This window comes from Bradyrhizobium sp. USDA 4452 (assembly GCF_054063575.1).
Genome location: NZ_JBSSGK010000001.1, coordinates 964481 through 984121, shown reverse-complemented (window position 1 = coordinate 984121; position 19641 = coordinate 964481). Strand labels below are relative to the sequence as shown.

Below are 19641 nucleotides of genomic sequence, written 5' to 3'. Positions count from 1 at the left end.
CCGTCAATCGGAAAATGGGCAAATTGACGCCGCGGCAAATCGTTGTCCCGCCTTGGTAATCGGGGGACGGCGCCGGCGTTGGCAGCGGCTTTGACTAGCCGCCGGTGACGCTCATGTGGCGGCTGACGCTCGGGCGATTGTGACGGCGGTCGATGATGAAATCGTGCCCCTTCGGCTTCAGACCGATGGCCCGGTCGATGGCCGCCGACAGCAGATCGTTGTCGTCGGAGGCGCGCAGCGGCCGGCGCAGATCGGAGGCGTCCTCATGGCCGAGGCAGGTGTGCAGCGTGCCGGTGCAGGTGATCCGCACCCGGTTGCAGGATTCGCAGAAATTGTGGGTCATCGGCGTGATGAAGCCGAGCTTGCCGCCGGTTTCGGCAACCCGGACATAGCGGGCAGGGCCGCCGGTGTCGTCGGCAAGATCGGTCAGCGTGTAGTGCTTCTCGAGCCTCGCGCGCAGCAGCGACAGCGGAACGTACTGATCGATGCGGCCTTCGCCGATGTCGCCCATCGGCATCACCTCGATCAAGGTCAGGCTCATGCCCTTGCCGTGCGCCCATTCCATCAGCGCAGGGATCTCGTCCTCGTTCATGTTCTTCAGCGCGACCGCGTTGATCTTGACCGCAAGCCCGGCGGATCGCGCCGCCTCGATGCCCGACAGCACCTTGTCGATGTCGCCCCAGCGGGTGATGGCCCGGAATTTTACGGGATCGAGCGTGTCGAGCGAGACGTTGACGCGGCGCACGCCGCAGTCGGCCAGCTCCTGCGCGAAGCGCGCGAGCTGCGAACCGTTGGTGGTCAGCGTCAATTCATCGAGCGCGCCGGTCGAAAGGTGGCGAGACAGCGAGCGCACCAGGCCCATCACATTGCGGCGGACCAGCGGCTCGCCGCCGGTGAGGCGGATCTTGCGCACGCCCTTGGCGACGAAGGCCGAGCACAGACGGTCGAGCTCTTCCAGCGTCAAGAGGTCGGCCTTCGGCAGGAAGGTCATGTCTTCCGACATGCAATAGAAGCAGCGCAGGTCGCAGCGGTCGGTGACGGAGACGCGCAGGTAACGGATCGTCCGGCCGAACGGATCGGTCATCGGACGAAACAGCGTGTCGGAATGAGCCTGCGTGGATCCGTTCATTCAACCCAAGCCTTCAAGCCAAGCCTTCAATCAAGGCGTTCCCGGAGCGCCGGGCCGTGACGGGCCCCGCACGCGCAATCTATGCATGTTGGCACGCCGTCACAATGCGTTCCAATGGATGATCCGCAACCTGCGAAGCCAATTGCAAAGCGATAGGTGAGACAGATCGTGCGATGCATGATCGCAATCGCCGATGTGTCTCGACAAAAACCAAAAACCCGGCTTTGGGCCGGGTTCTTGTGCAGTGCAATCTCGATCAGATGCGCGCAGCGCTGCGCGTCAGCGCGTGGGCGCGGCGGCCGGCGGCGGCGCCGCGGCGTCCGGCGCGGCGGCAGGCGCCGCAGCGGCAGCCGGCCTCGGCTTCTTCTTTTTCGGCCGCATCGCCTTGTGCCCGCGCGGCGGCGGACCGGCGGGTTGCAACTCGGCGAACACCGGGCTCGGATCGAGCGTGGTGGTGGCCGGGCTGGTGAAGTCGCCCGGCGTGCGGGTCACGGTCACCGGCACCGTCGCCGGCTGGAACTTCGGCATGTTGAAGGTGACGGCGAAGTTGGCCTCCGGCGCCGGGACCGACACGGTGCAGGGCGTCTTGCAGCCCGGTCCGAGCGAGGTCACGGCGTCGGCGCCTTGCGGCGCCGAATCCAGCTGCACCTGCATCGGCGGCGGTGCCGACTTGAACGAATCCAATGAGAACGAAGAGCAGCCGGCCAAGCTCAGCCCGGCGGCCGCGAACACGATGATACGACGCATGATCCACACTCTACTGCGGCAATCAGCCACAATCCCCGGCGCGACCATAAGAGCGTCGGAACAGAGGTGCAACAGCGGGAGGTCTGTTCGTTAAGGGATGGTTAATGGAAAATTCGCATGGCAAAATATATCTATTTGATATCAATGCTTTGCGAAAATCCTATGCGGCGCCGAGGCTGGCGACGGCGTCCGGCAGGTCGCGCATATGGCTGATCAGCCGGTCCGGCTTCAGCTCGGTCATCGGCACGTCGGTATAGCCGAAATCGACGCCGATCACCGGGACGCTGGCGCGCCGGGCGACCCCGACGTCGGGACCGGCATCGCCGACCATGATGGCGCCGGGCAGCTTTCCGCCGGCGCGGGCGACCGTCTCGCGCAGGAAGGCCGGATCGGGCTTGGCGATGCCGAACGTGTCCTGGCCGCAGATCGCGGCAAAGCGCGGTGTCAGGCCGAGCCGGTCGAGCAGCAGCTTCGACAGCCACTCCAGCTTGTTGGTGCAGACCGCGAAGCGATGGCCCTTGGCTTCCAGCCGATCGAGCGCGGCCTCTAACCCGTCGAACGGTCGCGAGCCGTCGACGATGTGCTCGGCGTAATAGTCGATGAAATCCGCGGTCAGACGATCGAGGTCGGCGAGGCTGACCGCGCGTCCGTCGACCTCGAGCCCGCGCTCGAGCAGCTTGCGCGCGCCTGCACCGATCATGTTGCGGGCCGCCGACAACGGCACCGGCCGCAGGCCTTCGCGGTCGAGCACATGGTTCAGCGCACTGATCAGGTCAGGCGCGGTGTCGACCAGCGTGCCGTCGAGATCGAACACGATGATGCGGGGAGAGGAGGCAGACATCTGTTTCTGGCTATCGGGCAGCGCGGCACGATGCAAGCGAAGATGCTAGTGTCGCGCAAAAAAGGGAGGCTCGGGTGCGGGAACTTGCCGGAAAAGCCGCTTTTGTCACCGGTGCGGCCAGCGGAATTGGCCTCGCCATGGCAACCGCGTTCGCGCGCGAGGGCATGAAGGTGATGCTCGCCGACATCGAAACCGGTGCGCTGGACAAGTCCGTCGATGCGCTGCGGGCCGGCGGGGCGGATGTCCATGGCGTCGTCTGCGACGTTGCCGATCCCGCAAGCCTCGACCGCGCGGCAGAGGCATCGTTCCGCGCATTCGGCAACGTGCACGTCGTCTGCAACAATGCCGGCGTCGCGGCCGGTGGCGGCATCGACCCGATCTCGGTCGACGACTGGCGCTGGGTGATCGACGTCAACCTGATGGGCGTCGTGCACGGCGTCAGGAGCTTCCTGCCGCACATCCGCGCGCACGGCGAGGGCGGCCATATCGTCAACACCGCGTCGATGGCCGGGATGAATGCCGGGCTCGGCGTCAGCCCGTATTCGGCGACCAAATTCGCCGTCGTCAGCCTGTCCGAAGGGCTTTCGGCGCAACTGGCGCCGCTCGGGATCGGCGTCAGCGTGCTCTGTCCGAGCTATGTGCGGACCCGGATCGGCGAGAGCGGGCGCAATCGCCCGGCGCAGTATGGGCCGGCGCGCCAGCTTGCCCCTGACAGCCCGGCAGCGGCGCTCGTCGCCGAGATCGCGCGGCGTCTCGAGGCCGGTCTCGACCCGGCCTCGGTTGCGGCCCGCGTGATGCGCGCCATTCACGACGACCAGCTCTATGTTTTCACCCATCCCGGGATGCGGGCCGAGGTCGAGGACCGTTTTGCGGCGATTTTGGCCGCGATGGACGCCGTTTCGGCCTAAAGACTGGCCCGGATGGCGCTATTCCTGCCCGTGAATCGAGGCTAGATATGCGCCCGCCGGGCCGCCCGATGGCGCGCCCGTAACGGACAACCGAGGGGCTATCGGCCGTGGACATGGACGCACTGAAACGCCAGGCGGCGGCGCGCGCGCTCGAAGAGGTGCGCGACGGCATGAAGCTCGGGCTCGGCACCGGGTCGACCGCCAAGCATTTCGTCGAACTGCTCGGCGAGAAGGTCCGATCAGGCATGAAGGTGATCGGCGTGCCGACCTCGGAGGCCACCCGCGCGGACGCGATCCGCTGCGGCGTCCCGCTGACCACGTTGGACGAGATCGATCACCTCGACCTCACCATCGACGGCGCCGACGAGATCGACCCCGCGCTCAATCTGATCAAGGGCGGCGGCGGGGCGCTGCTGCGCGAGAAGATCGTGGCGGCCGCCAGTGATCGCATGATCGTGATCGCCGACGACAGCAAATGGGTCGACGTGCTCGGCCGCTTTCCGCTGCCGGTCGAGGTGATCCCGTTCGGGCTTGCCGCGACGAAGGCCGCCATGGCGCGGGCGTTCGCCGAGGCCGGCGTGTCCGGCCAGATGATCGTCCGCAAGGGCAAGGACGGTCACGTTTTTGTCACCGATGGCGGCCACTGGATCGTCGATGCGCATCTCGGCCGGATCGGCGACCCGCCGCGTCTCGCCGGTTTGCTCAGCGTGATTCCGGGCGTGGTTGAACATGGTCTGTTCATCGGCCTCGGCAGCGTCGCCGTGCTGGCCGGCGCACAGGGAATTCGGGTTGTTGAACGGCGATAGCGCCGCAAGCAAGGAGACTTGGAATGAAGCGTTTTTCGGGACTTTTGTCGGCAGCGGCCCTGGCGGCTGGCCTCGCGCTCGCGGCCGCACCGGCGATGGCGCAGCAGCAGCTGCCGCCGATGCCCAAGGTCAAGCAGTCGACGCCCGCGGCGATCGGCTACGCCAAGGAAATCCTGGCCATGAAGAACGTGGCGGTGATGTATTCCGGCGCCGTTCCGGGAATCATCGAGAAGACCAAGACCGGCCTGCTGCAGCAGTATCTGAACTACCAGAAGGACCTCGACGAGGTGGCGCTGGTCGTCGCCAAGCAGTTCGCGGGCGGCGAGAAGGAGATCGGCGAAGGCATGGCGCAGATCTACGCCGCCGAGTTCACCGAGCAGGAGCTGAAGGATCTCGTGACCTTCTACAAGACCCCGCTCGGTCAGAAACTTTTGACCGCGGAGCCCACGGCAATCAACGGATCGCTGCAATATATGCAGCAGTGGGCGCAGCAGTTCGGCGTGATCGTCAACGGCCAGTTCAAGGCCGAGATGAAGAAGCGCGGCAAGGATATCTGACGCGTTTTCGGAGCGCCGCGTGTGAACTCGCCCCGTTTGCGGGGCGAGGGGGAAGAGAGGGGTTGCCATGGCCGAGTTTGACGTCGACCTGTTTGTCATCGGTGGTGGTTCGGGCGGCGTTCGTGCCGCCCGCATCGCGGCCAATTATGGCGCCAAGGTCATGGTCGCCGAAGAGTACCGGATGGGCGGCACCTGCGTGATCCGCGGCTGCGTGCCGAAGAAGCTGTTCGTGATCGGCAGCCATGTCCACCAGGAGATCGAGGACGCGGCCGGCTTCGGCTGGAGCATCGGCCAGGTCTCGTTCGACTGGGCGACGCTCGTCGCCAACAAGGATAAGGAGATCGCCCGGCTCGAGGCCGCCTACACCACCAATGTCGAGAAATCGGGCGCGAAGATCGTGAAGACCCGCGCGGTGCTCGAGGACGCCCACACGCTGCGCCTCGCCACTGGCGAGAAGGTCACAGCAAAGTACATCCTGATCGCGACCGGCGGCGCGCCCAACCACGGGCCGATCGTGCCCGGCATCGAGCACGTGATCTCGTCCAACGAGGCGTTTCACCTGAAAGAGCTGCCGAAGCGGATCGTGATCCAGGGCGGCGGCTACATCGCGCTGGAATTCGCCGGCATCTTCGCCGGCTACGGCTCCGACGTCACCGTGGTCTACCGCGGCGACAACATCCTGCGCGGCTTCGACGAGGACGTACGCAAGCATGTCCGCGCCGAGATGGAGAAGCGCGGCATCACCATCATCACCGGCTGCACGGTGGCGAAGGTCGACAGGCACGGCAAGGATTACACGACCCATCTGTCGAGCGGCTCCAGCATCGCCTCCGACCAGGTGATGTTCGCGATCGGCCGGCATCCCAACGTCGCCAATCTCGGGCTTGAGACCGCCGGCGTTGCCATCAATCCCGCCAATGGCGGCATCCAGGTCGACGGCTGGTCGAAGACCTCGGTCGACAACATCTACGCGGTCGGCGACGTCACCCACCGCACCAATCTCACGCCGGTCGCGATCCGCGAGGGCCATGCCTTCGCCGACACCGTGTTCGGCAAGCGCCCGGTGCAGGTCGACCATGCCACGATCCCGACCGCGGTGTTCTCGCAGCCGGAGGTCGGCACCGTCGGCCTCACGGAGGAAGAGGCGCGGGCGCAGTACAGCCACGTCGACATCTACAAAACCGATTTCCGCCCGATCAAGGCGACGATGTCCGGCCGCGACACCCGCGTGCTGATGAAACTCGTGGTCGACGGGTCAAGCGACCGCGTGCTCGGCTGCCACATCGTCGGCGATTGCGCCGCCGAGATCACCCAGGCGGTTGCGATCGCCGTGAAGATGAAGGCGACCAAGGCGGACTTCGACGCCACCGTCGCGCTGCATCCGACCGCCTCCGAAGAGCTGGTGACGATGCGGACGCCATCCGCGCGCCACGTCCGCCAGGCGGCGGAGTAGGGCGCGCGGCGCGCCGAGACGATCGGCCTTGCGCTCGATTTCTGCACCGCAAGCTCGCGCTGAGCAACGGATCTCGCGGTCGGTAATGGGGAACGCGACCTGCCTGAAAGTCCAACGCCGCCCGCTTAAAATACATGCGAGCGGCGTTGTCTCTAGCCCCAGGAAGGTCACGGCAAAATCCTGATATTCTTAAGTCTGCAGAAGCGCGCAAAGGTTTCATACCTCGGAAGGGGTAGGTTGCCTGCACAACACCGGCGCGCCTGTCGGCGACCGCATTTGGCGCGGGGAACCAGGGCACCCTTGTTGACCTGGATATGCACCGGACCTTCTCCTCTGGGGCCATTGTTCGCGCGCTCAAATCAAATGCAGTTTCCGGCAGATGGCCCGCGCAGCGGCGCTTGTACCCAGACGGTGCGATAGCAGTGCGGCGATCTCGCGCGCGTTGGAACCTTGCGCTATGCTGGCAGTTCCACTCCAAACAGTTTGATGTCTCAAATTGAGGGAGCCGCCCATGACAGGCCCAACCGAGCAGGAGATTAGGACCCGCGCCTACGAATTGTGGAAGGACGCCGGGGAACCGCCGGGCCAGATGGATCAACTCTGGTACAAGGCGGAGCGGGAGTTGCTGGAGCGTAAGGCCGCCAACGGTGAAGCGCATTGCGAGATCAACGGGCACAACGGGCCGACACCATATCCGGAGAAGCTGAGGGGCGTGCATTGAGTGCGTCGCGCGGCTGAGCTAACGAGCCCGGCAGACTGGCCCGGACCCGGAGGCATCATGAGCGGCGCGATCGATCTTTCGCAGAAACTCTCGACATTCACCGATCACTGGTCGCCGCGCACGGTGGCGCAATTCAACGCCTGCGACGTCATGGTGGTGAAGGTGCAGGGCGAGTTCGTCTGGCACAAGCACGACGACACGGACGACTTCTTCCTCGTGCTGAAAGGCGTGCTCGACATCGAGCTGCGCGACCGCACCGTGACGCTGCATCCCGGCCAGATGTACATCGTGCCGAAGGGCGTCGAGCATCGGCCCGTCGCGCGGGAAGAGGTGCATCTGCTGCTGATCGAGCCGACGGGAACGCCGAACACGGGCGCTGCGGCGACGGCGGCGCCACGGAAGGTGGTGTGAGAGGGGCGGCGGGCTTGCACGGGATTGCAACCGCGGCCGTCAACACCAAGCTTTGGATTTGGCCGCCTAGTGCGCGAACTGCAGCCCCATGGCTTCCAGGGCTACGCGCAGCACCACGGTCGTGGCGACAATTGCGCCAATGAGCCAAAGCATCTTTAGGCCTGCGGAGGGTTTGATGTCAGCATTCTGCGGATCGCTCGGGTCATATGTGATCCGCGTCTGACAACCAATGGGCCAGAGTGCGACGCTCGAACCCACCTTCGAGATAAAAGTCACTTCCTGGCCGTCTGCTGTCTGAAATCGAATTCGCGGGTGCGGCACGCGCCTCGCTATTCCCCTCATGGGCAAATCGATGACGGTCCCCCAAGCCGTGACTGTACGTCGTTGCTCGCCGAAGGGATCAGCGAAGCGCCAGTACAAGGCCACGCATATGATCGCGATCACGATGTCCGTAAGCATGAGGGATTCCGAATAGACGGGATCGGCCAGGATCGTACGAAGCCTAACTTAGGTTGACAACAAGGCGTGCGCCAAAGCGCGAAATTCGCAAGGCGGATCAACGCGATCACTCCCGTCCAGTCCTCGTGCGGAAAATATTCCGCTTGGCGTTTGACCCAACTCAGATGTTCAATGTGCCCGTCTCACCCGATCGAGGGGCGCTGCGCATCGTCAGGAGTGTTGCGGTGAGATGCGGTGGACGCCGGGCATGCGAGAGACGACATGCATGCGAGGCGGACGGCGAAATCGTGTGGTCCTGACGCCCTCACGGCAGGTGTCTTCGTGCAGAACGCATTGCGTCATGCATGGGCGGTGACAAGCAAGCCCAGTCTCACCGGGGAGAGCACGTATAAGCCGTAACCCATCGCGCAGGGAAAGCCGGGATGTTCCCGGTTACACCTGTGGTCCGACCTCCGGTGCTTTTTATTTGCACCGGACCCACGGGTGCGATCGGCACCCGGCTTTCCCTGCGCCCTCTCTCTGATGAGAGCGCGAAACGAAGAGCAGAGCTCGGGCAGGTTATGTCGCGAGAATGCGGATGTATGTCTGACCGGCCGTGCCACATATTCGGTGTCGTCCCGGCGCAGGCCGGGATCCATAACGACAATTGCCAATTGTCATGCACCGCTGGAACGACGAGTTTCATAAACAACATCCGCTGCGGGGTATGGGTCCCGGCCTGCGCCGGGACGACGACTGAAATTGAGGCTCGCAGTGTGCCTCAAAACTGCGCCACGCATGCATCGTCGTCCTGGCTTTCGCCGGGATGACGGCGGCGAGAGTTCTTGCCTAGCCCTCGGCTTCGAGCCATTCCGCGGCGCCGCGCCACAGGGCGTCGCGGTGTTCGCTGCGGAAGAAGCCGAAATGGCCGATTGCTTTCGCTCCGGCATCGGCCGGACTGATCGCGATGATCTCCGGTGCGATCGACGTGAAGGCCGAGCACAGCAGCTCGACCGCCGGCCGCGTCGCCCAGCTGTCGTCGGTCATCGTGAGCGCGCGGAGCTTGCCCTTGAACTTCGAAAAATTCTCGCGCGCCGCAAGCGTCGCATCGTCGAGCAGATAGCGCTCGCGCATCACCCAGCCGCGCCATTGCTCGAACACGCCGCGCGGCAGGTCCATGCCAAGGCCGGCCCAGCCGGGCACATAGCCGAGCGTGCGCGCCAGCGGCAGGCCGATGCCGTTCATGAACGCGACGACGCGGTAGCGCTCGGGCGAGGCCATCAGCTTCCAGGTGGCGGCCTGCGAGGCCACCAGCAGCGCGCGCGGAATTTCAGTGTTGTTGGCAAGCAGCCCGAGCGCCTGGCCGCCGAAGGAGTGGCCGACATAGGCGAAGGGCAGCTCGCCATAGCGATAGCGCATCCAGCTCACCGCCGCGGTGGTGTCGAGCGCGGCCCAGTCCGCCATCGTTGCCTTGAAGCCGGCCAGCGACTTCGGCTTGTTGAGGCCGCTCGTCGCCATCGGCCGGCTATCGCCGGTGCCGCGGTAGTCGTAGGTCAGCACCGCCGCGCCGCGGCGGGCGAGGTAGCCGGCAAAGCCGCGATAGACCTTTCGCGGCACGGCGGTCGCCGAGTTGATCAGGACGGCGTGACGCTTCCTGCCGCGCGGCAGGAACAGCGTCGCGGCGAGCGGATAGCCGTCCGCGGCGGGCACGACGATGTCGTCGCTAAAAACGTCGTCCAGCGTGGCCTGGGCCACGGCAAATTGGCTGGCATTCATGGTATGGTCCAACAAATGCGAATTCGCATTTTCCTGCAAGAGTTTGACGGGATTGCAGGAATCCTTCTAGCGGGGGAGCGGGCAGCTGTGTATAAGCCGACCTTTCCCGTCGATTAAGTCGCGGTTTTTGCTCAGGAGTTGACCTTATGTCCGAGCGGTGGACACCCGATAGCTGGCGCGCCAAGAAGGTGCTGCAGGTGCCCGATTATCCCGATGCCAAGGCATTGGCCGATGTCGAGGCCCAGCTTGCGACCTTTCCGCCGCTGGTGTTCGCGGGCGAGGCGCGCAGCCTGAAGAAGGCGCTGGCGCGGGTCTCTGCCGGCGAGGCCTTCCTGCTGCAGGGCGGTGACTGCGCCGAGAGCTTTGCCGAGCACGGCGCCAACAACATCCGCGACTTCTTCCGCGTGCTGCTGCAGATGGCCGTGGTCATGACCTATGCCGGCGCGCTGCCGGTGGTGAAGGTCGGCCGCATCGCAGGCCAATTCGCCAAGCCGCGCTCGTCGCCGACCGAGAAGCAGGGCGACGTCGAGCTGCCGAGCTACCGTGGCGACATCGTCAACGACATTGCGTTCACGCCGGAAGCACGGATTCCCGATCCGCAGCGCCAGCTGATGGCCTATCGCCAGTCGGCGGCGACGCTGAACCTGCTACGCGCCTTCGCCACCGGCGGCTTCGCCAATCTCGGCAGCGTGCATCAATGGATGCTCGGCTTCCTGAAGGACTCCCCGCAGTCCCGTCGCTACAAGGAGCTGGCCGACCGTATCTCGGACGCGCTGAACTTCATGCGCGCCTGCGGCCTCGATCTCGAGAGCCATCCGGAGCTGCGCGCGACCGATTTCTACACCAGCCACGAGGCGCTGCTGCTCGGCTACGAGCAGGCGATGACGCGGGTCGATTCCACCACCGGCGACTGGTACGCGACCTCCGGCCACATGATCTGGATCGGCGACCGCACCCGCCAGCTCGATCACGGCCATGTCGAATATTTCCGCGGCATCAAGAACCCGATCGGCCTGAAATGCGGCCCGTCGCTGAAGCCGGACGAGCTGTTGAAGCTGATCGACGTGCTGAGCCCCGACAACGAGCCGGGACGGCTGACGCTGATCAACCGCTTCGGCGCCGACAAGGTCGGCGATCATCTGCCGGGCCTGATCCGCGCCGTGCAGCGGGAAGGCCGCAAGGTGGTGTGGTCGTGCGATCCGATGCACGGCAACACCATCACCTCGACCTCGGGCTACAAGACGCGGCCGTTCGACCGCGTGCTGTCGGAGGTCAAGGCGTTCTTCCAGATCCACGCTGCGGAAGGCACCCATGCCGGCGGCGTGCACCTGGAGATGACCGGGCAGGACGTCACCGAGTGCATCGGCGGCGCGCGCGCCATCACCGATGAGGATCTCAACGACCGCTACCATACGGTCTGCGATCCCCGCCTCAACGCCGAACAGTCGATCGACATGGCCTTCCTGATCGCCGAGCTGCTGAAGCAGGAGCGCGCCGGCAAGGACAAGCCGATGCCGGCCGCCGCGGGTCTGTGATTTGGGCAAGTGACTTGAGGGCGGTGACTTGAGGGCAGTGACTTGCTGAGGTTCTGGCGAGCCACCATCAACTCGCGCAACGGGCTGGCCTTCGCCATTCGCTCGGAGCAGGCGATTCGCGAGGAAGTCGTCGCGCTGGTGCTGTCGGTGCCGCTGGCCTGGCTGGTCGGCGCCACCGTGATGCGCCGGGTCGAGCTGGTCGCGACCGTGGTGCTGGTGCTCGTCATCGAGCTGCTCAACACCGCGATCGAGAAGCTTGCCGACCGCCTCACCATGGATCACGATCCGCAGATCGGCCGGGTCAAGGACATGGGCTCGGCTGCCGTCGGCGTCGCGCTGGTGATGGCCGGGCTGTTCTGGCTGTTCGCTCTCGCCGAGCGGATGGGTGCGTTCTGACCGTGATCCGGAAAAGTGGGAACCGGTTTTTCGATCAGATCATGCTCAAAACAAAAGAACGACGGTCATGGTGCGATTTCTGCAATCGCACCATGACCGAAGGGCCATTGAAGTTTGCTCGTGTGCAGGACAACTTAAGCGGATGAGCGAACAACAGATCAAGATCACCCTGGCGCAACTCAATCCGACGGTCGGTGACGTCACCGGCAACGCCGCGAAAGCGCGTGCCGCGCGCGACAAGGCGAAGGCTGATGGCGCCGATCTCGTGGTGCTGTCGGAGCTGTTCATCGCCGGCTATCCGCCGGAGGATCTGGTGCTCAAGCCGGCGTTCCAGTCGGCCTGCCGCGCCGCGATCGAGGAACTGGCGCGCGAGACCGAGGATGGCGGTCCGGCGATGCTGATCGGCACGCCCTGGGTCGAGGACGGCAAGCTCTATAATGCCTGCGCGCTGCTTGACGGTGGTCGCATCGCGGCACTGCGCTTCAAGGCCAATCTGCCGAATTACGGCGTGTTCGACGAGAAGCGGCTGTTCGCGCGCGGCCCGGCATCGGGCCCGGTGACGGTGCGCGGCGTGCGCATCGGCGTGCCGATCTGCGAGGACATCTGGCTCGAGGAGTCCGAGGACTACGAGAACGTCGTCGAGTGCCTCGCGGAGACCGGCGCCGAGATCCTGATCGTGCCGAACGGCTCGCCCTATGCCCGCGACAAGGCTGATCTCAGGCTGTCGATCGTGGTGGCGCGCGTCACCGAGAGCGGACTGCCGCTGGTCTATCTCAACGAGGTCGGCGGTCAGGACGAGCTGATCTTCGACGGCGCCTCGTTCGCCCTCAATGCTGATCTCTCCGTGGCGGCGCAGCTGCCGGCGTTCGAGGAGAACATCACGACGCTGACCTGGCGCAAGACCGCGGACGGCTGGCGCTGCAACGGGCCGATCACGGCGCAGCTCGAGGGCGACAAGGCCGATTACGCGGCCTGCGTGCTCGGCCTGCGCGACTATGTCCGCAAGAACGGTTTCCCCGGCGTGCTGCTCGGCGTCTCCGGTGGTATCGACTCGGCGTTGTGCGCGGCAATCGCGGTCGATGCGCTCGGCGCCGACAAGGTGCGCGGCGTGATGCTGCCGTTCCGCTACACCGCCCAGGTCTCGCTCGACGATGCCGCCAAGCTCGCCGCCGCGCTCGGCATCCGCTACGAGATCCTGCCGATTGCCGATGCCGTCAACGGCTTCGAGACGATTCTGGCGCCGGTGTTCAAGGGGCTGGAGCGCGACATCACCGAGGAGAATCTGCAGGCGCGCGCCCGCGGCACGCTGTTGATGGCGATCTCCAACAAGACCGGCGCGATGGTGGTGACGACCGGCAACAAGTCGGAGATGTCGGTCGGGTACGCCACGCTGTACGGCGACATGAATGGCGGCTTCAACCCGATCAAGGACATCTACAAGACCGAAGTGTTCCGCCTGTCGAGCCTGCGCAATGCCTGGAAGCCGGATGGCGCGCTCGGGCCCTCTGGCGAGGTGATCCCGGTCAACATCATCATCCGGCCGCCGACCGCTGAGCTGCGCGAGAACCAGACCGACCAGGATTCGCTGCCGCCCTATGAGGTGCTGGATGCGATCCTCGAACGGCTGGTGGAGCGCGAGGAGCCGCTGGCGACCATCATCGAAGCCGGCTTCGACCGCGATGTGGTGACCCGCGTCGATCGCCTGCTCAACATCGCCGAATACAAGCGGCGTCAGGCGGCGCCGGGGGTGAAGGTGACGCGGAAAAATTTCGGCCGCGACCGCCGCTATCCGATCACCAACCGCTTCCGCGATTTCGGCAAGGCGCTGCCGGAGCCCGACGAAAAGCTGGTGACGCGCACCTCGCGCGCGTCGGCCGAAGCGTTCGAAGGGTGAGCGCTACTGCTTCTTCTGCTGGATGAAGGTCGGGCCGACCGTGCGGATCTGGCCGTCGCTTGCGGGCGCGGCCGGCGCGGTGGCGTCGGCGGCGGCAGGTTGCTGCGGCTGAGCCGCTGCGGGCGCGCCCTTCTTGCCGCCGGCCGCCTTGGTCTGCGCGCGCTGCTGCATCTTCCGCGCGCTCTCCTCGGTGACGATGATGTCGCCCTGCTGCGCGGCCGATGCCTGGTCGTCGACCGCCTTCAGCGCCTCGGCCCAGCTCTGGCCGGCCGCCTTGCAGGAGCAGGACGGATTGAACTCGGTGCGGTATTTGAAGGCGTTCGGCAGCGACGAATAGGGCTGGCCGTTGATCGAGACCGCCTGGTTGATGTCTTCGCCGGGATTGCGGTAGGCGAACAGGCTGGCTTCCGCGGCCGGGCACTGCGCCTTGCAGATTTGCTCGTCGGCGGCAAAGCGCGCCTGTGTGGTCGCGAACGAGATCGGGAAATAGGCGCCGTCGCAAGTGCGCACGCAGACGGTGCGGAAGGTGCCGGACTGCCCGCTATACTGCGCATCGGGCGGGGGCAGCGGATTGGGATTGCCGCCGCCACCGCCACCGAACAGGTTCTCGATGAAATTACCGGGCCCGCGCGCAGCCGCTGCTGCGTATTGCGGGCCGCAATTGTTCTGCGCCAGCGCGGTCAACACCGAGCGGCGTTGGTTCTCGCGGTCGGCTCCGCCGAGGCCGCCGGTGCGCAGCCGCTCGAGATTGGCGGTCATCTGGTCGAGATTGGCGCGCATCTGCTGGATCTGGTTGTTGATCGGTCCGCACTGCGCCGAATTGTTATTGAAGAGCGACAAGAACCCGGAACTGTCGCAGCCCATGCGCCGGGCCTGCGCCGTCACGCGATCGAGCTCGCCCTGCTGCCGGGTTGCGGCGTCCTGATAGCGGCGGATCTGCTCGTCCTTGGCCGGATCGCCGCTGCCGCCGCCGCGATCGATCGCCGCCAGCTGACCCTCGAGCCGGGCGCACATCGGATTGGCCTGCGCGCCCTGGGGCGCTGGGCCGGGCGGGCCCGGAGGCACCTGCGCCAAGGCATCCGCGGCGGGCAGGGCGATCCCACCCAGCACGGCGCAAGTCAGAAACCAGCGGGAGAAGCGAGAACGGGAGCTATTGGGCATATCCGGCCATTAAAACGACGCCGCGCGGCGATCAACGCCAAAGCGCGCGGGCAAGGCCGCTGCATTAGCCGTTTCTCGGGGCAGCGTCACGTCGTTTCCGGGGCGCCGGTGTGGCAATAAGCCCGTTTGCCCAGCGGCTTGGCTCAGCGCTGGCAGGTGATGGCGACGTATTCGCCGCAGCTATTGCCGGTGCATGTCTCGCCCGCGGCGTGCGGAACCGCGCCGGTGATTTCGTCGGGATCGACGCGGCGGTAATTGGTGGCCTGCGCAAAATCGCGTGACCGGCAATAGGCGCGGGCGGCGGAGGCGCCGCAGCGGTCGCCGCGGGCGAGGCACTGGTCGATGCCATAGCCGTCGGCCTGGTTGGCGACGATGAAGACGCGGCTGTCGGCCAGGGTGGCCGAGGAGACAAGGGCGGACGGGACAAGGACGAACGTGCAGGCAATCAATGCTGAAATGAGCCGCATGGTGCACCGGTCAAATTGGCGGGGAATCCGCTGGCGTCCGGATACGCCCAATTCCTTAATAATGATTAACCATGAGGGCCTTGCCGTGACTTCGGTGCGACACGGGCTGCATAACGCCCCAAAACAGCCCCTTGACGCGATCAGGGGGCCGTGAGACACGATGGAACCATGAACGGCCACCTCGCCATCTGCAACATTTGCCGCGAGATTATGAGCTAGCGATTCGCTGGCTGAGGCCGTCTTTTCTCAATCGCCTGAGAATCACTGGACGCCCGGCCGCAAGGGACGGTGATCCATGGAATTGCGCCTTTACGATACGTTGACCCGGGAGAAGCGGCCGTTCGTGCCGCTCGATGCCGACAATGTCCGCATGTATGCCTGCGGACCGACGGTCTACGACTTCGCCCATATCGGCAACGGCCGTGCAGCGATCGTTTTCGACGTGCTGTTTCGTGTGCTGCGCCATCGCTACGGCGCCGACCACGTGAAGTACGTTCGCAATATCACTGACGTCGACGACAAGATCAACGTCCGCGCCGCGCGGGACTATCCGGGCGTGCCGCTGAACGAGGCGATCCGCAAGGTCACCGAGCTGACCTATCAGCAATATCAGGACGACGTTGCTGCGCTCGGCTGCTTGGCCCCGACCGTGCAGCCGCGCGCCACCGAGCACATCCCGGAGATGCGCGCGATCATCGAGAAGCTGGTCGGCGGCGGCTTCGCCTATGTCGCCGAGGATCATGTGCTGTTCTCGCCGCAGGCGATGAACGCGGCCAATTCGGTGCTGCCGCGCTATGGTGCGCTGTCGAAGCGGTCGCTCGACGAGATGATCGCGGGCGCCCGCGTCGACGTCGCGCCCTACAAGCGCGACAACACCGACTTCGTGCTGTGGAAGCCGTCGAAGCCGGGGGAGCCGTCATGGCCATCGCCCGCAGGGATCGCCGTCGAGGGCCGGCCCGGCTGGCACATCGAGTGCTCGGCGATGGCCTGGAAGCATCTCGGCGAGAAATTCGACATCCATGGCGGCGGCATCGATCTGGTGTTTCCGCATCATGAGAACGAACTCGCTCAGACCTGCTGCGCGTTCCATACCGACCGCATGGCCAATGTCTGGATGCACAACGGCTTCCTCCAGATCGAGAGCGAGAAGATGTCGAAGTCGCTCGGCAACTTCTTCACGATCCGGGATCTCCTGGCGGATTGGCCGGGCGAGGTGCTGCGGCTCAGCATGCTCCGGACGCATTACCGCTCGCCGCTCGACTGGACGCTGAAGAGTGCCGAAGAAGCCGCAAGGACGCTCGACGACTGGTATGCGGTCGCGGCCGACGCCGAGCCCGGCACGCCGTCGCCGGCAATGGTCGAGGCGCTCTACGACGACCTCAACACGGCGCAGGCGATGGCCGTGCTGCACGGCTTGCGCAACGCTGCCGCGAGCAGTGAGGCGAGCCGCAAGGAATTTGTCGGCTCGCTGCGGCTGCTCGGCTTCCTGTCGGAGAGCGCGGCCGCATGGAAGGGTCGCAAGGAGCAGGCCAGCGGCGTCGATGCCGCCGCGGTCGAGGCGCTGATCGCCGAGCGCACCGCGGCGCGGGCGCGGAAGGACTTCAAGGAGTCCGACCGGATCCGCGATCAGCTCGCCGCGATGGGCGTGGTGATCAAAGATTCCAAGGAAGGCACCACCTGGGAGGTCGCGCGATGAGCCGGTCCGCACCCGCATTGCGTCCGTATCTGCCCGACGATGCGCCGCTGCTGGCGGCCATCTTCGCGGCGTCGATCATGGGCCTGACCGGCGACGACTACAGCGAGGCGCAGCAGGAAGCCTGGGCGACAGCCGCCGACGACGAGGCGGCCTTCGGCAAGAAGCTCGCCGGGCAGTTGACGCTGATCGCGACACTGCAGGGGGCGCCGGTCGGCTTCGCCTCGCTGAAGGGGGCCGATTACATCGACATGCTCTATGTGCATCCGAGCGCCGTGGGGCAGGGTGTCGGTGCCGCGCTGTGCGATGCGCTGGAGAAGATCGCGAGCGCACGGGGCACCAAGACCCTCAAGGTCGATGCCAGCGACACCGCGCTCGAATTCTTCCGCAAGCGCGGCTATGTCGCGCAGCAGCGCAATTCGGTCACCGTCGGCGACGAATGGCTCGCCAACACCACGATGCAGAAGCCGCTGGACGGCATTGCCGTGCCCGGAGGCCACGCATGAGCCGCGAGCGCCTCTATTTGTTCGACACCACGCTGCGCGACGGCGCGCAGACCAATGGCGTCGACTTCACGCTGCAGGACAAGCGGGTGATCGCGGGCATGCTCGATGCGCTCGGCATCGACTATGTCGAGGGCGGTTATCCCGGTGCCAATCCGACCGACACCGAATTCTTCAGCAAGAAGCCCGCATTCGACCACGCGCGCTTCACCGCGTTCGGCATGACGCGGCGGCCCGGCCGTTCGGCCTCGAACGATCCGGGGCTCGCCGGCATCCTCGAGGCCAAGGCGGATGCGATCTGCTTCGTCGCGAAATCCTCCGCCTACCAGGTCCGAGTCGCGCTCGAGACCACCAACGAGGAGAACCTCGCCTCGATCCGCGACAGCGTTGCGGCTGCCAGGGCGATCGGCCGCGAGGTGATGGTCGACTGCGAGCATTTCTTCGACGGCTACAAGGAGAACCGCGACTATGCGCTTGCCTGCGCGAAGGCCGCCTATGAGGCCGGCGCGCGCTGGGTGGTGCTGTGCGACACCAATGGCGGCACCATGCCGCACGAGATCGAGGCCATCGTCGGCGACGTCGTCACGCAGGTGCCCGGTGCCCATGTCGGCATTCATGCCCATAACGACACCGAGCAGGCGGTGGCCAATTCGCTGGCCGCGGTGCGCGCCGGCGCGCGGCAGATCCAGGGCACGCTCAACGGCCTCGGCGAGCGTTGCGGCAACGCCAATCTCTGCTCGCTGATCCCGACCCTGAAGCTGAAGCAGGAGTTTGCCGAAAAATTCGAGATCGGCGTCACCACGGAGAAGATGGCGACGCTGATGAAGGTGTCGCGCACGCTCGACGACATGCTGAACCGCGCGCCCAACCGCCATGCGGCCTATGTCGGCGAAAGCGCCTTCGTCACCAAGACCGGCATTCATGCCTCCGCGGTCATGAAGGATCCGCAGACTTACGAGCATGTGCTGCCGGATTCCGTAGGCAACCACCGCAAGGTGCTGGTCTCGGATCAGGCCGGCCGCTCCAACGTGATGGCCGAGCTCGACCGCGCCGGGATCGCCTATGACAAGAACGATCCGCGGCTGACGCGTCTGGTCGAGGAGCTGAAGGAGCGCGAGGCCGCGGGCTTTGCCTACGAGTCGGCGAACGCCTCGTTCGACCTCTTGGCGCGCCGCACGCTCGGCAAGGTGCCGGAATATTTCAAGGTCGAGCAGTTCGACGTCAATGTCGAGCAGCGCTACAACGCCAACGGCCAGCGCGTCACGGTCGCGCTTGCGGTGGTGAAGGTCGATGTCGACGGCGAGCGGCTGATCTCGGCCGCCGAAGGCAACGGTCCGGTCAATGCGCTCGACGTGGCGCTGCGCAAGGACCTCGGCAAGTACCAGAAATACATCGATGGCCTGAAGCTGATCGACTACCGCGTGCGTATCCTCAATGGCGGGACCGAGGCGGTTACGCGGGTGCTGATCGAAAGCGAGGACGAGACCGGCGAGAGCTGGACCACGGTCGGCGTCTCGCCCAATATCATCGACGCCTCGTTCCAGGCGCTGATGGATTCGGTGTTTTACAAGCTGGTGAAGTCGGGCGCGCAGGCTTGAGGCTTGCGTGCAAGTGCTACCGCAGTCGTCATTGCGAGGAGCTCGCGACAAAATTGCAAAGCAATTTGCGCTGTAGCGACGAAGCAATCCATGTCTCAGCTTGCGGCGCGATGGATTGCTGCGCTTCGCTCGCAATGACGAGGAGGCAGGAGGGCCCATGATCGACCATGTCTCCGTCGGTGTCCGCGATCTCGAACGCGCCGCGCGGTTCTATGAGCCAACGCTCGCCGCACTCGGCCTCAGCCGCCTCGTCACGCGGCCGGCGACCATCGGTTTCGGCAAGGCCTATCCGGAGTTCTGGATCAATCTGCGCGCCACGATGGCGCATGTCGCGCATGAGAGCGGCACCCATATCTGCCTGCGTGCGAAAACCACTGCCGAGGTCGATGCGTTCCATTCGGCGGCGCTTGCATCCGGTGGCCGCTCCGATGGCGCCCCGGGCCTGCGCCCGCACGACCGCGTGCGCTACTACGCTGCCTTCGTGCTCGATCCCGATGGCAATCGCATCGAGGCCGTGACGTTTCCGAGCGAGTGACTTGGGCCGGTCTGGCGCCTCGTTGGACCCGTTAGCCTGAGCCTCTAAGGATGAATCGGCCACCAGCCGGGC

General features: G+C 65.4%; 20 protein-coding genes. 13 read left to right on the top strand and 7 right to left on the bottom strand.

Going from position 1 to position 19641, the window contains the following annotated elements; translation table 11 throughout:
* Positions 1-94: 94 nt before the first annotated feature.
* The 3 genes from moaA to ACVISU_RS05000 form a co-directional block, all read right to left on the bottom strand.
* The gene (gene moaA, locus ACVISU_RS05010; protein ID WP_456706189.1) at positions 95-1129 is read right to left on the bottom strand and encodes a GTP 3',8-cyclase MoaA; all 1035 of its coding nucleotides are present in this window, start codon (positions 1127-1129) and stop codon (positions 95-97) included.
* 279 nt (positions 1130-1408) lie between these two features.
* Entirely contained in the window at positions 1409-1876 is a 468-nt protein-coding gene (locus ACVISU_RS05005; protein ID WP_050400282.1) for a hypothetical protein, read from the bottom strand.
* A gap of 160 nt (positions 1877-2036) precedes the next feature.
* Positions 2037-2717 (bottom strand): HAD hydrolase-like protein, encoded by a 681-nt coding sequence (locus ACVISU_RS05000; protein WP_050400283.1) that lies wholly within the window; start codon positions 2715-2717, stop codon positions 2037-2039.
* Positions 2718-2791: 74 nt separating this feature from the next.
* On the opposite strand from ACVISU_RS05000, the gene ACVISU_RS04995 reads away from it, so the two are divergent.
* The 6 genes from ACVISU_RS04995 (at position 2792) to ACVISU_RS04970 (ending at position 7573) form a co-directional block, all read left to right on the top strand.
* On the top strand, positions 2792-3625 hold the full coding sequence (locus tag ACVISU_RS04995; RefSeq protein ID WP_456706188.1) for an SDR family NAD(P)-dependent oxidoreductase: 834 nt from the start codon (positions 2792-2794) through the stop codon (positions 3623-3625).
* Positions 3626-3732: 107 nt separating this feature from the next.
* Positions 3733-4431, top strand: a complete 699-nt coding sequence (gene rpiA / locus ACVISU_RS04990) for a ribose-5-phosphate isomerase RpiA (protein ID WP_157113203.1) — start codon at positions 3733-3735, stop codon at positions 4429-4431.
* 23 nt (positions 4432-4454) lie between these two features.
* Positions 4455-4988: a DUF2059 domain-containing protein gene (locus ACVISU_RS04985; protein WP_063695183.1), complete on the top strand. Its 534-nt coding sequence runs from the start codon at positions 4455-4457 to the stop codon at positions 4986-4988.
* 67 nt (positions 4989-5055) lie between these two features.
* Positions 5056-6441 (top strand): glutathione-disulfide reductase, encoded by a 1386-nt coding sequence (gor, locus tag ACVISU_RS04980; RefSeq protein WP_456706187.1) that lies wholly within the window; start codon positions 5056-5058, stop codon positions 6439-6441.
* A 511-nt stretch (positions 6442-6952) separates the two neighbouring features.
* Positions 6953-7162 (top strand): DUF2934 domain-containing protein, encoded by a 210-nt coding sequence (locus ACVISU_RS04975; RefSeq protein WP_050404699.1) that lies wholly within the window; start codon positions 6953-6955, stop codon positions 7160-7162.
* A 57-nt stretch (positions 7163-7219) separates the two neighbouring features.
* Positions 7220-7573 (top strand): cupin domain-containing protein, encoded by a 354-nt coding sequence (locus tag ACVISU_RS04970; RefSeq protein WP_456706186.1) that lies wholly within the window; start codon positions 7220-7222, stop codon positions 7571-7573.
* A 66-nt stretch (positions 7574-7639) separates the two neighbouring features.
* On the opposite strand, the gene ACVISU_RS04965 is transcribed toward ACVISU_RS04970, so the two are convergent.
* Together ACVISU_RS04965 and ACVISU_RS04960 are read right to left on the bottom strand one after the other, a co-directional pair.
* Positions 7640-8032 (bottom strand): DUF3592 domain-containing protein, encoded by a 393-nt coding sequence (locus ACVISU_RS04965; protein WP_456706185.1) that lies wholly within the window; start codon positions 8030-8032, stop codon positions 7640-7642.
* Between the two features lie 828 nt (positions 8033-8860).
* A complete protein-coding gene (locus tag ACVISU_RS04960; RefSeq protein WP_456706184.1) occupies positions 8861-9787 on the bottom strand; it encodes an alpha/beta hydrolase family protein in 927 nt (308 codons plus the stop codon).
* A 146-nt stretch (positions 9788-9933) separates the two neighbouring features.
* On the opposite strand from ACVISU_RS04960, the gene ACVISU_RS04955 reads away from it, so the two are divergent.
* The 3 genes from ACVISU_RS04955 (at position 9934) to ACVISU_RS04945 (ending at position 13612) form a co-directional block, all read left to right on the top strand.
* Positions 9934-11322: a class II 3-deoxy-7-phosphoheptulonate synthase gene (locus ACVISU_RS04955; RefSeq protein WP_456706183.1), complete on the top strand. Its 1389-nt coding sequence runs from the start codon at positions 9934-9936 to the stop codon at positions 11320-11322.
* A gap of 42 nt (positions 11323-11364) precedes the next feature.
* A complete protein-coding gene (locus ACVISU_RS04950) occupies positions 11365-11718 on the top strand; it encodes a diacylglycerol kinase (protein WP_092127200.1) in 354 nt (117 codons plus the stop codon).
* A gap of 142 nt (positions 11719-11860) precedes the next feature.
* Entirely contained in the window at positions 11861-13612 is a 1752-nt protein-coding gene (locus ACVISU_RS04945) for an NAD+ synthase (protein WP_456706182.1), read from the top strand.
* Positions 13613-13615: 3 nt separating this feature from the next.
* On the opposite strand, the gene ACVISU_RS04940 is transcribed toward ACVISU_RS04945, so the two are convergent.
* Together ACVISU_RS04940 and ACVISU_RS04935 are read right to left on the bottom strand one after the other, a co-directional pair.
* Positions 13616-14773 (bottom strand): DUF2865 domain-containing protein, encoded by a 1158-nt coding sequence (locus tag ACVISU_RS04940; protein ID WP_456706181.1) that lies wholly within the window; start codon positions 14771-14773, stop codon positions 13616-13618.
* A 143-nt stretch (positions 14774-14916) separates the two neighbouring features.
* Entirely contained in the window at positions 14917-15240 is a 324-nt protein-coding gene (locus tag ACVISU_RS04935; RefSeq protein WP_456706180.1) for a hypothetical protein, read from the bottom strand.
* A 295-nt stretch (positions 15241-15535) separates the two neighbouring features.
* On the opposite strand from ACVISU_RS04935, the gene cysS reads away from it, so the two are divergent.
* The 4 genes from cysS (at position 15536) to ACVISU_RS04915 (ending at position 19569) form a co-directional block, all read left to right on the top strand.
* Positions 15536-16936: a cysteine--tRNA ligase gene (gene cysS, locus ACVISU_RS04930; RefSeq protein WP_456706179.1), complete on the top strand. Its 1401-nt coding sequence runs from the start codon at positions 15536-15538 to the stop codon at positions 16934-16936.
* Positions 16933-17439, top strand: coding sequence for a GNAT family N-acetyltransferase (locus ACVISU_RS04925; protein ID WP_456706178.1), 507 nt, complete (start codon positions 16933-16935; stop codon positions 17437-17439). Before cysS ends, ACVISU_RS04925 begins: the two co-directional genes overlap by 4 nt.
* Positions 17436-19034 (top strand): citramalate synthase, encoded by a 1599-nt coding sequence (gene cimA / locus ACVISU_RS04920; protein WP_050404688.1) that lies wholly within the window; start codon positions 17436-17438, stop codon positions 19032-19034. Before ACVISU_RS04925 ends, cimA begins: the two co-directional genes overlap by 4 nt.
* Before the next feature lie 157 nt (positions 19035-19191).
* The gene (locus ACVISU_RS04915; RefSeq protein WP_456706177.1) at positions 19192-19569 is read left to right on the top strand and encodes a VOC family protein; all 378 of its coding nucleotides are present in this window, start codon (positions 19192-19194) and stop codon (positions 19567-19569) included.
* Positions 19570-19641 lie beyond the last annotated feature (72 nt).

Bases quoted from the DNA above. Each gene is read 5' to 3' on its own strand.
- ACVISU_RS04955 (WP_456706183.1), top strand. From the start codon at position 9,934: ATGTCCGAGCGGTGGACACCCGATAGCTGGCGCGCCAAGAAGGTGCTG.
- gor (WP_456706187.1), top strand. From the start codon at position 5,056: ATGGCCGAGTTTGACGTCGACCTGTTTGTCATCGGTGGTGGTTCGGGC.
- ACVISU_RS04935 (WP_456706180.1), bottom strand. From the start codon at position 15,240: ATGCGGCTCATTTCAGCATTGATTGCCTGCACGTTCGTCCTTGTCCCG.
- ACVISU_RS04975 (WP_050404699.1), top strand. From the start codon at position 6,953: ATGACAGGCCCAACCGAGCAGGAGATTAGGACCCGCGCCTACGAATTG.
- ACVISU_RS05005 (WP_050400282.1), bottom strand. From the start codon at position 1,876: ATGCGTCGTATCATCGTGTTCGCGGCCGCCGGGCTGAGCTTGGCCGGC.
- ACVISU_RS04940 (WP_456706181.1), bottom strand. From the start codon at position 14,773: ATGCCCAATAGCTCCCGTTCTCGCTTCTCCCGCTGGTTTCTGACTTGC.
- ACVISU_RS04985 (WP_063695183.1), top strand. From the start codon at position 4,455: ATGAAGCGTTTTTCGGGACTTTTGTCGGCAGCGGCCCTGGCGGCTGGC.
- ACVISU_RS04915 (WP_456706177.1), top strand. From the start codon at position 19,192: ATGATCGACCATGTCTCCGTCGGTGTCCGCGATCTCGAACGCGCCGCG.
- moaA (WP_456706189.1), bottom strand. From the start codon at position 1,129: ATGAACGGATCCACGCAGGCTCATTCCGACACGCTGTTTCGTCCGATG.
- ACVISU_RS05000 (WP_050400283.1), bottom strand. From the start codon at position 2,717: ATGTCTGCCTCCTCTCCCCGCATCATCGTGTTCGATCTCGACGGCACG.
- ACVISU_RS04960 (WP_456706184.1), bottom strand. From the start codon at position 9,787: ATGAATGCCAGCCAATTTGCCGTGGCCCAGGCCACGCTGGACGACGTT.
- cysS (WP_456706179.1), top strand. From the start codon at position 15,536: ATGGAATTGCGCCTTTACGATACGTTGACCCGGGAGAAGCGGCCGTTC.
- ACVISU_RS04925 (WP_456706178.1), top strand. From the start codon at position 16,933: ATGAGCCGGTCCGCACCCGCATTGCGTCCGTATCTGCCCGACGATGCG.
- ACVISU_RS04970 (WP_456706186.1), top strand. From the start codon at position 7,220: ATGAGCGGCGCGATCGATCTTTCGCAGAAACTCTCGACATTCACCGAT.
- cimA (WP_050404688.1), top strand. From the start codon at position 17,436: ATGAGCCGCGAGCGCCTCTATTTGTTCGACACCACGCTGCGCGACGGC.
- ACVISU_RS04945 (WP_456706182.1), top strand. From the start codon at position 11,861: ATGAGCGAACAACAGATCAAGATCACCCTGGCGCAACTCAATCCGACG.
- ACVISU_RS04965 (WP_456706185.1), bottom strand. From the start codon at position 8,032: ATGCTTACGGACATCGTGATCGCGATCATATGCGTGGCCTTGTACTGG.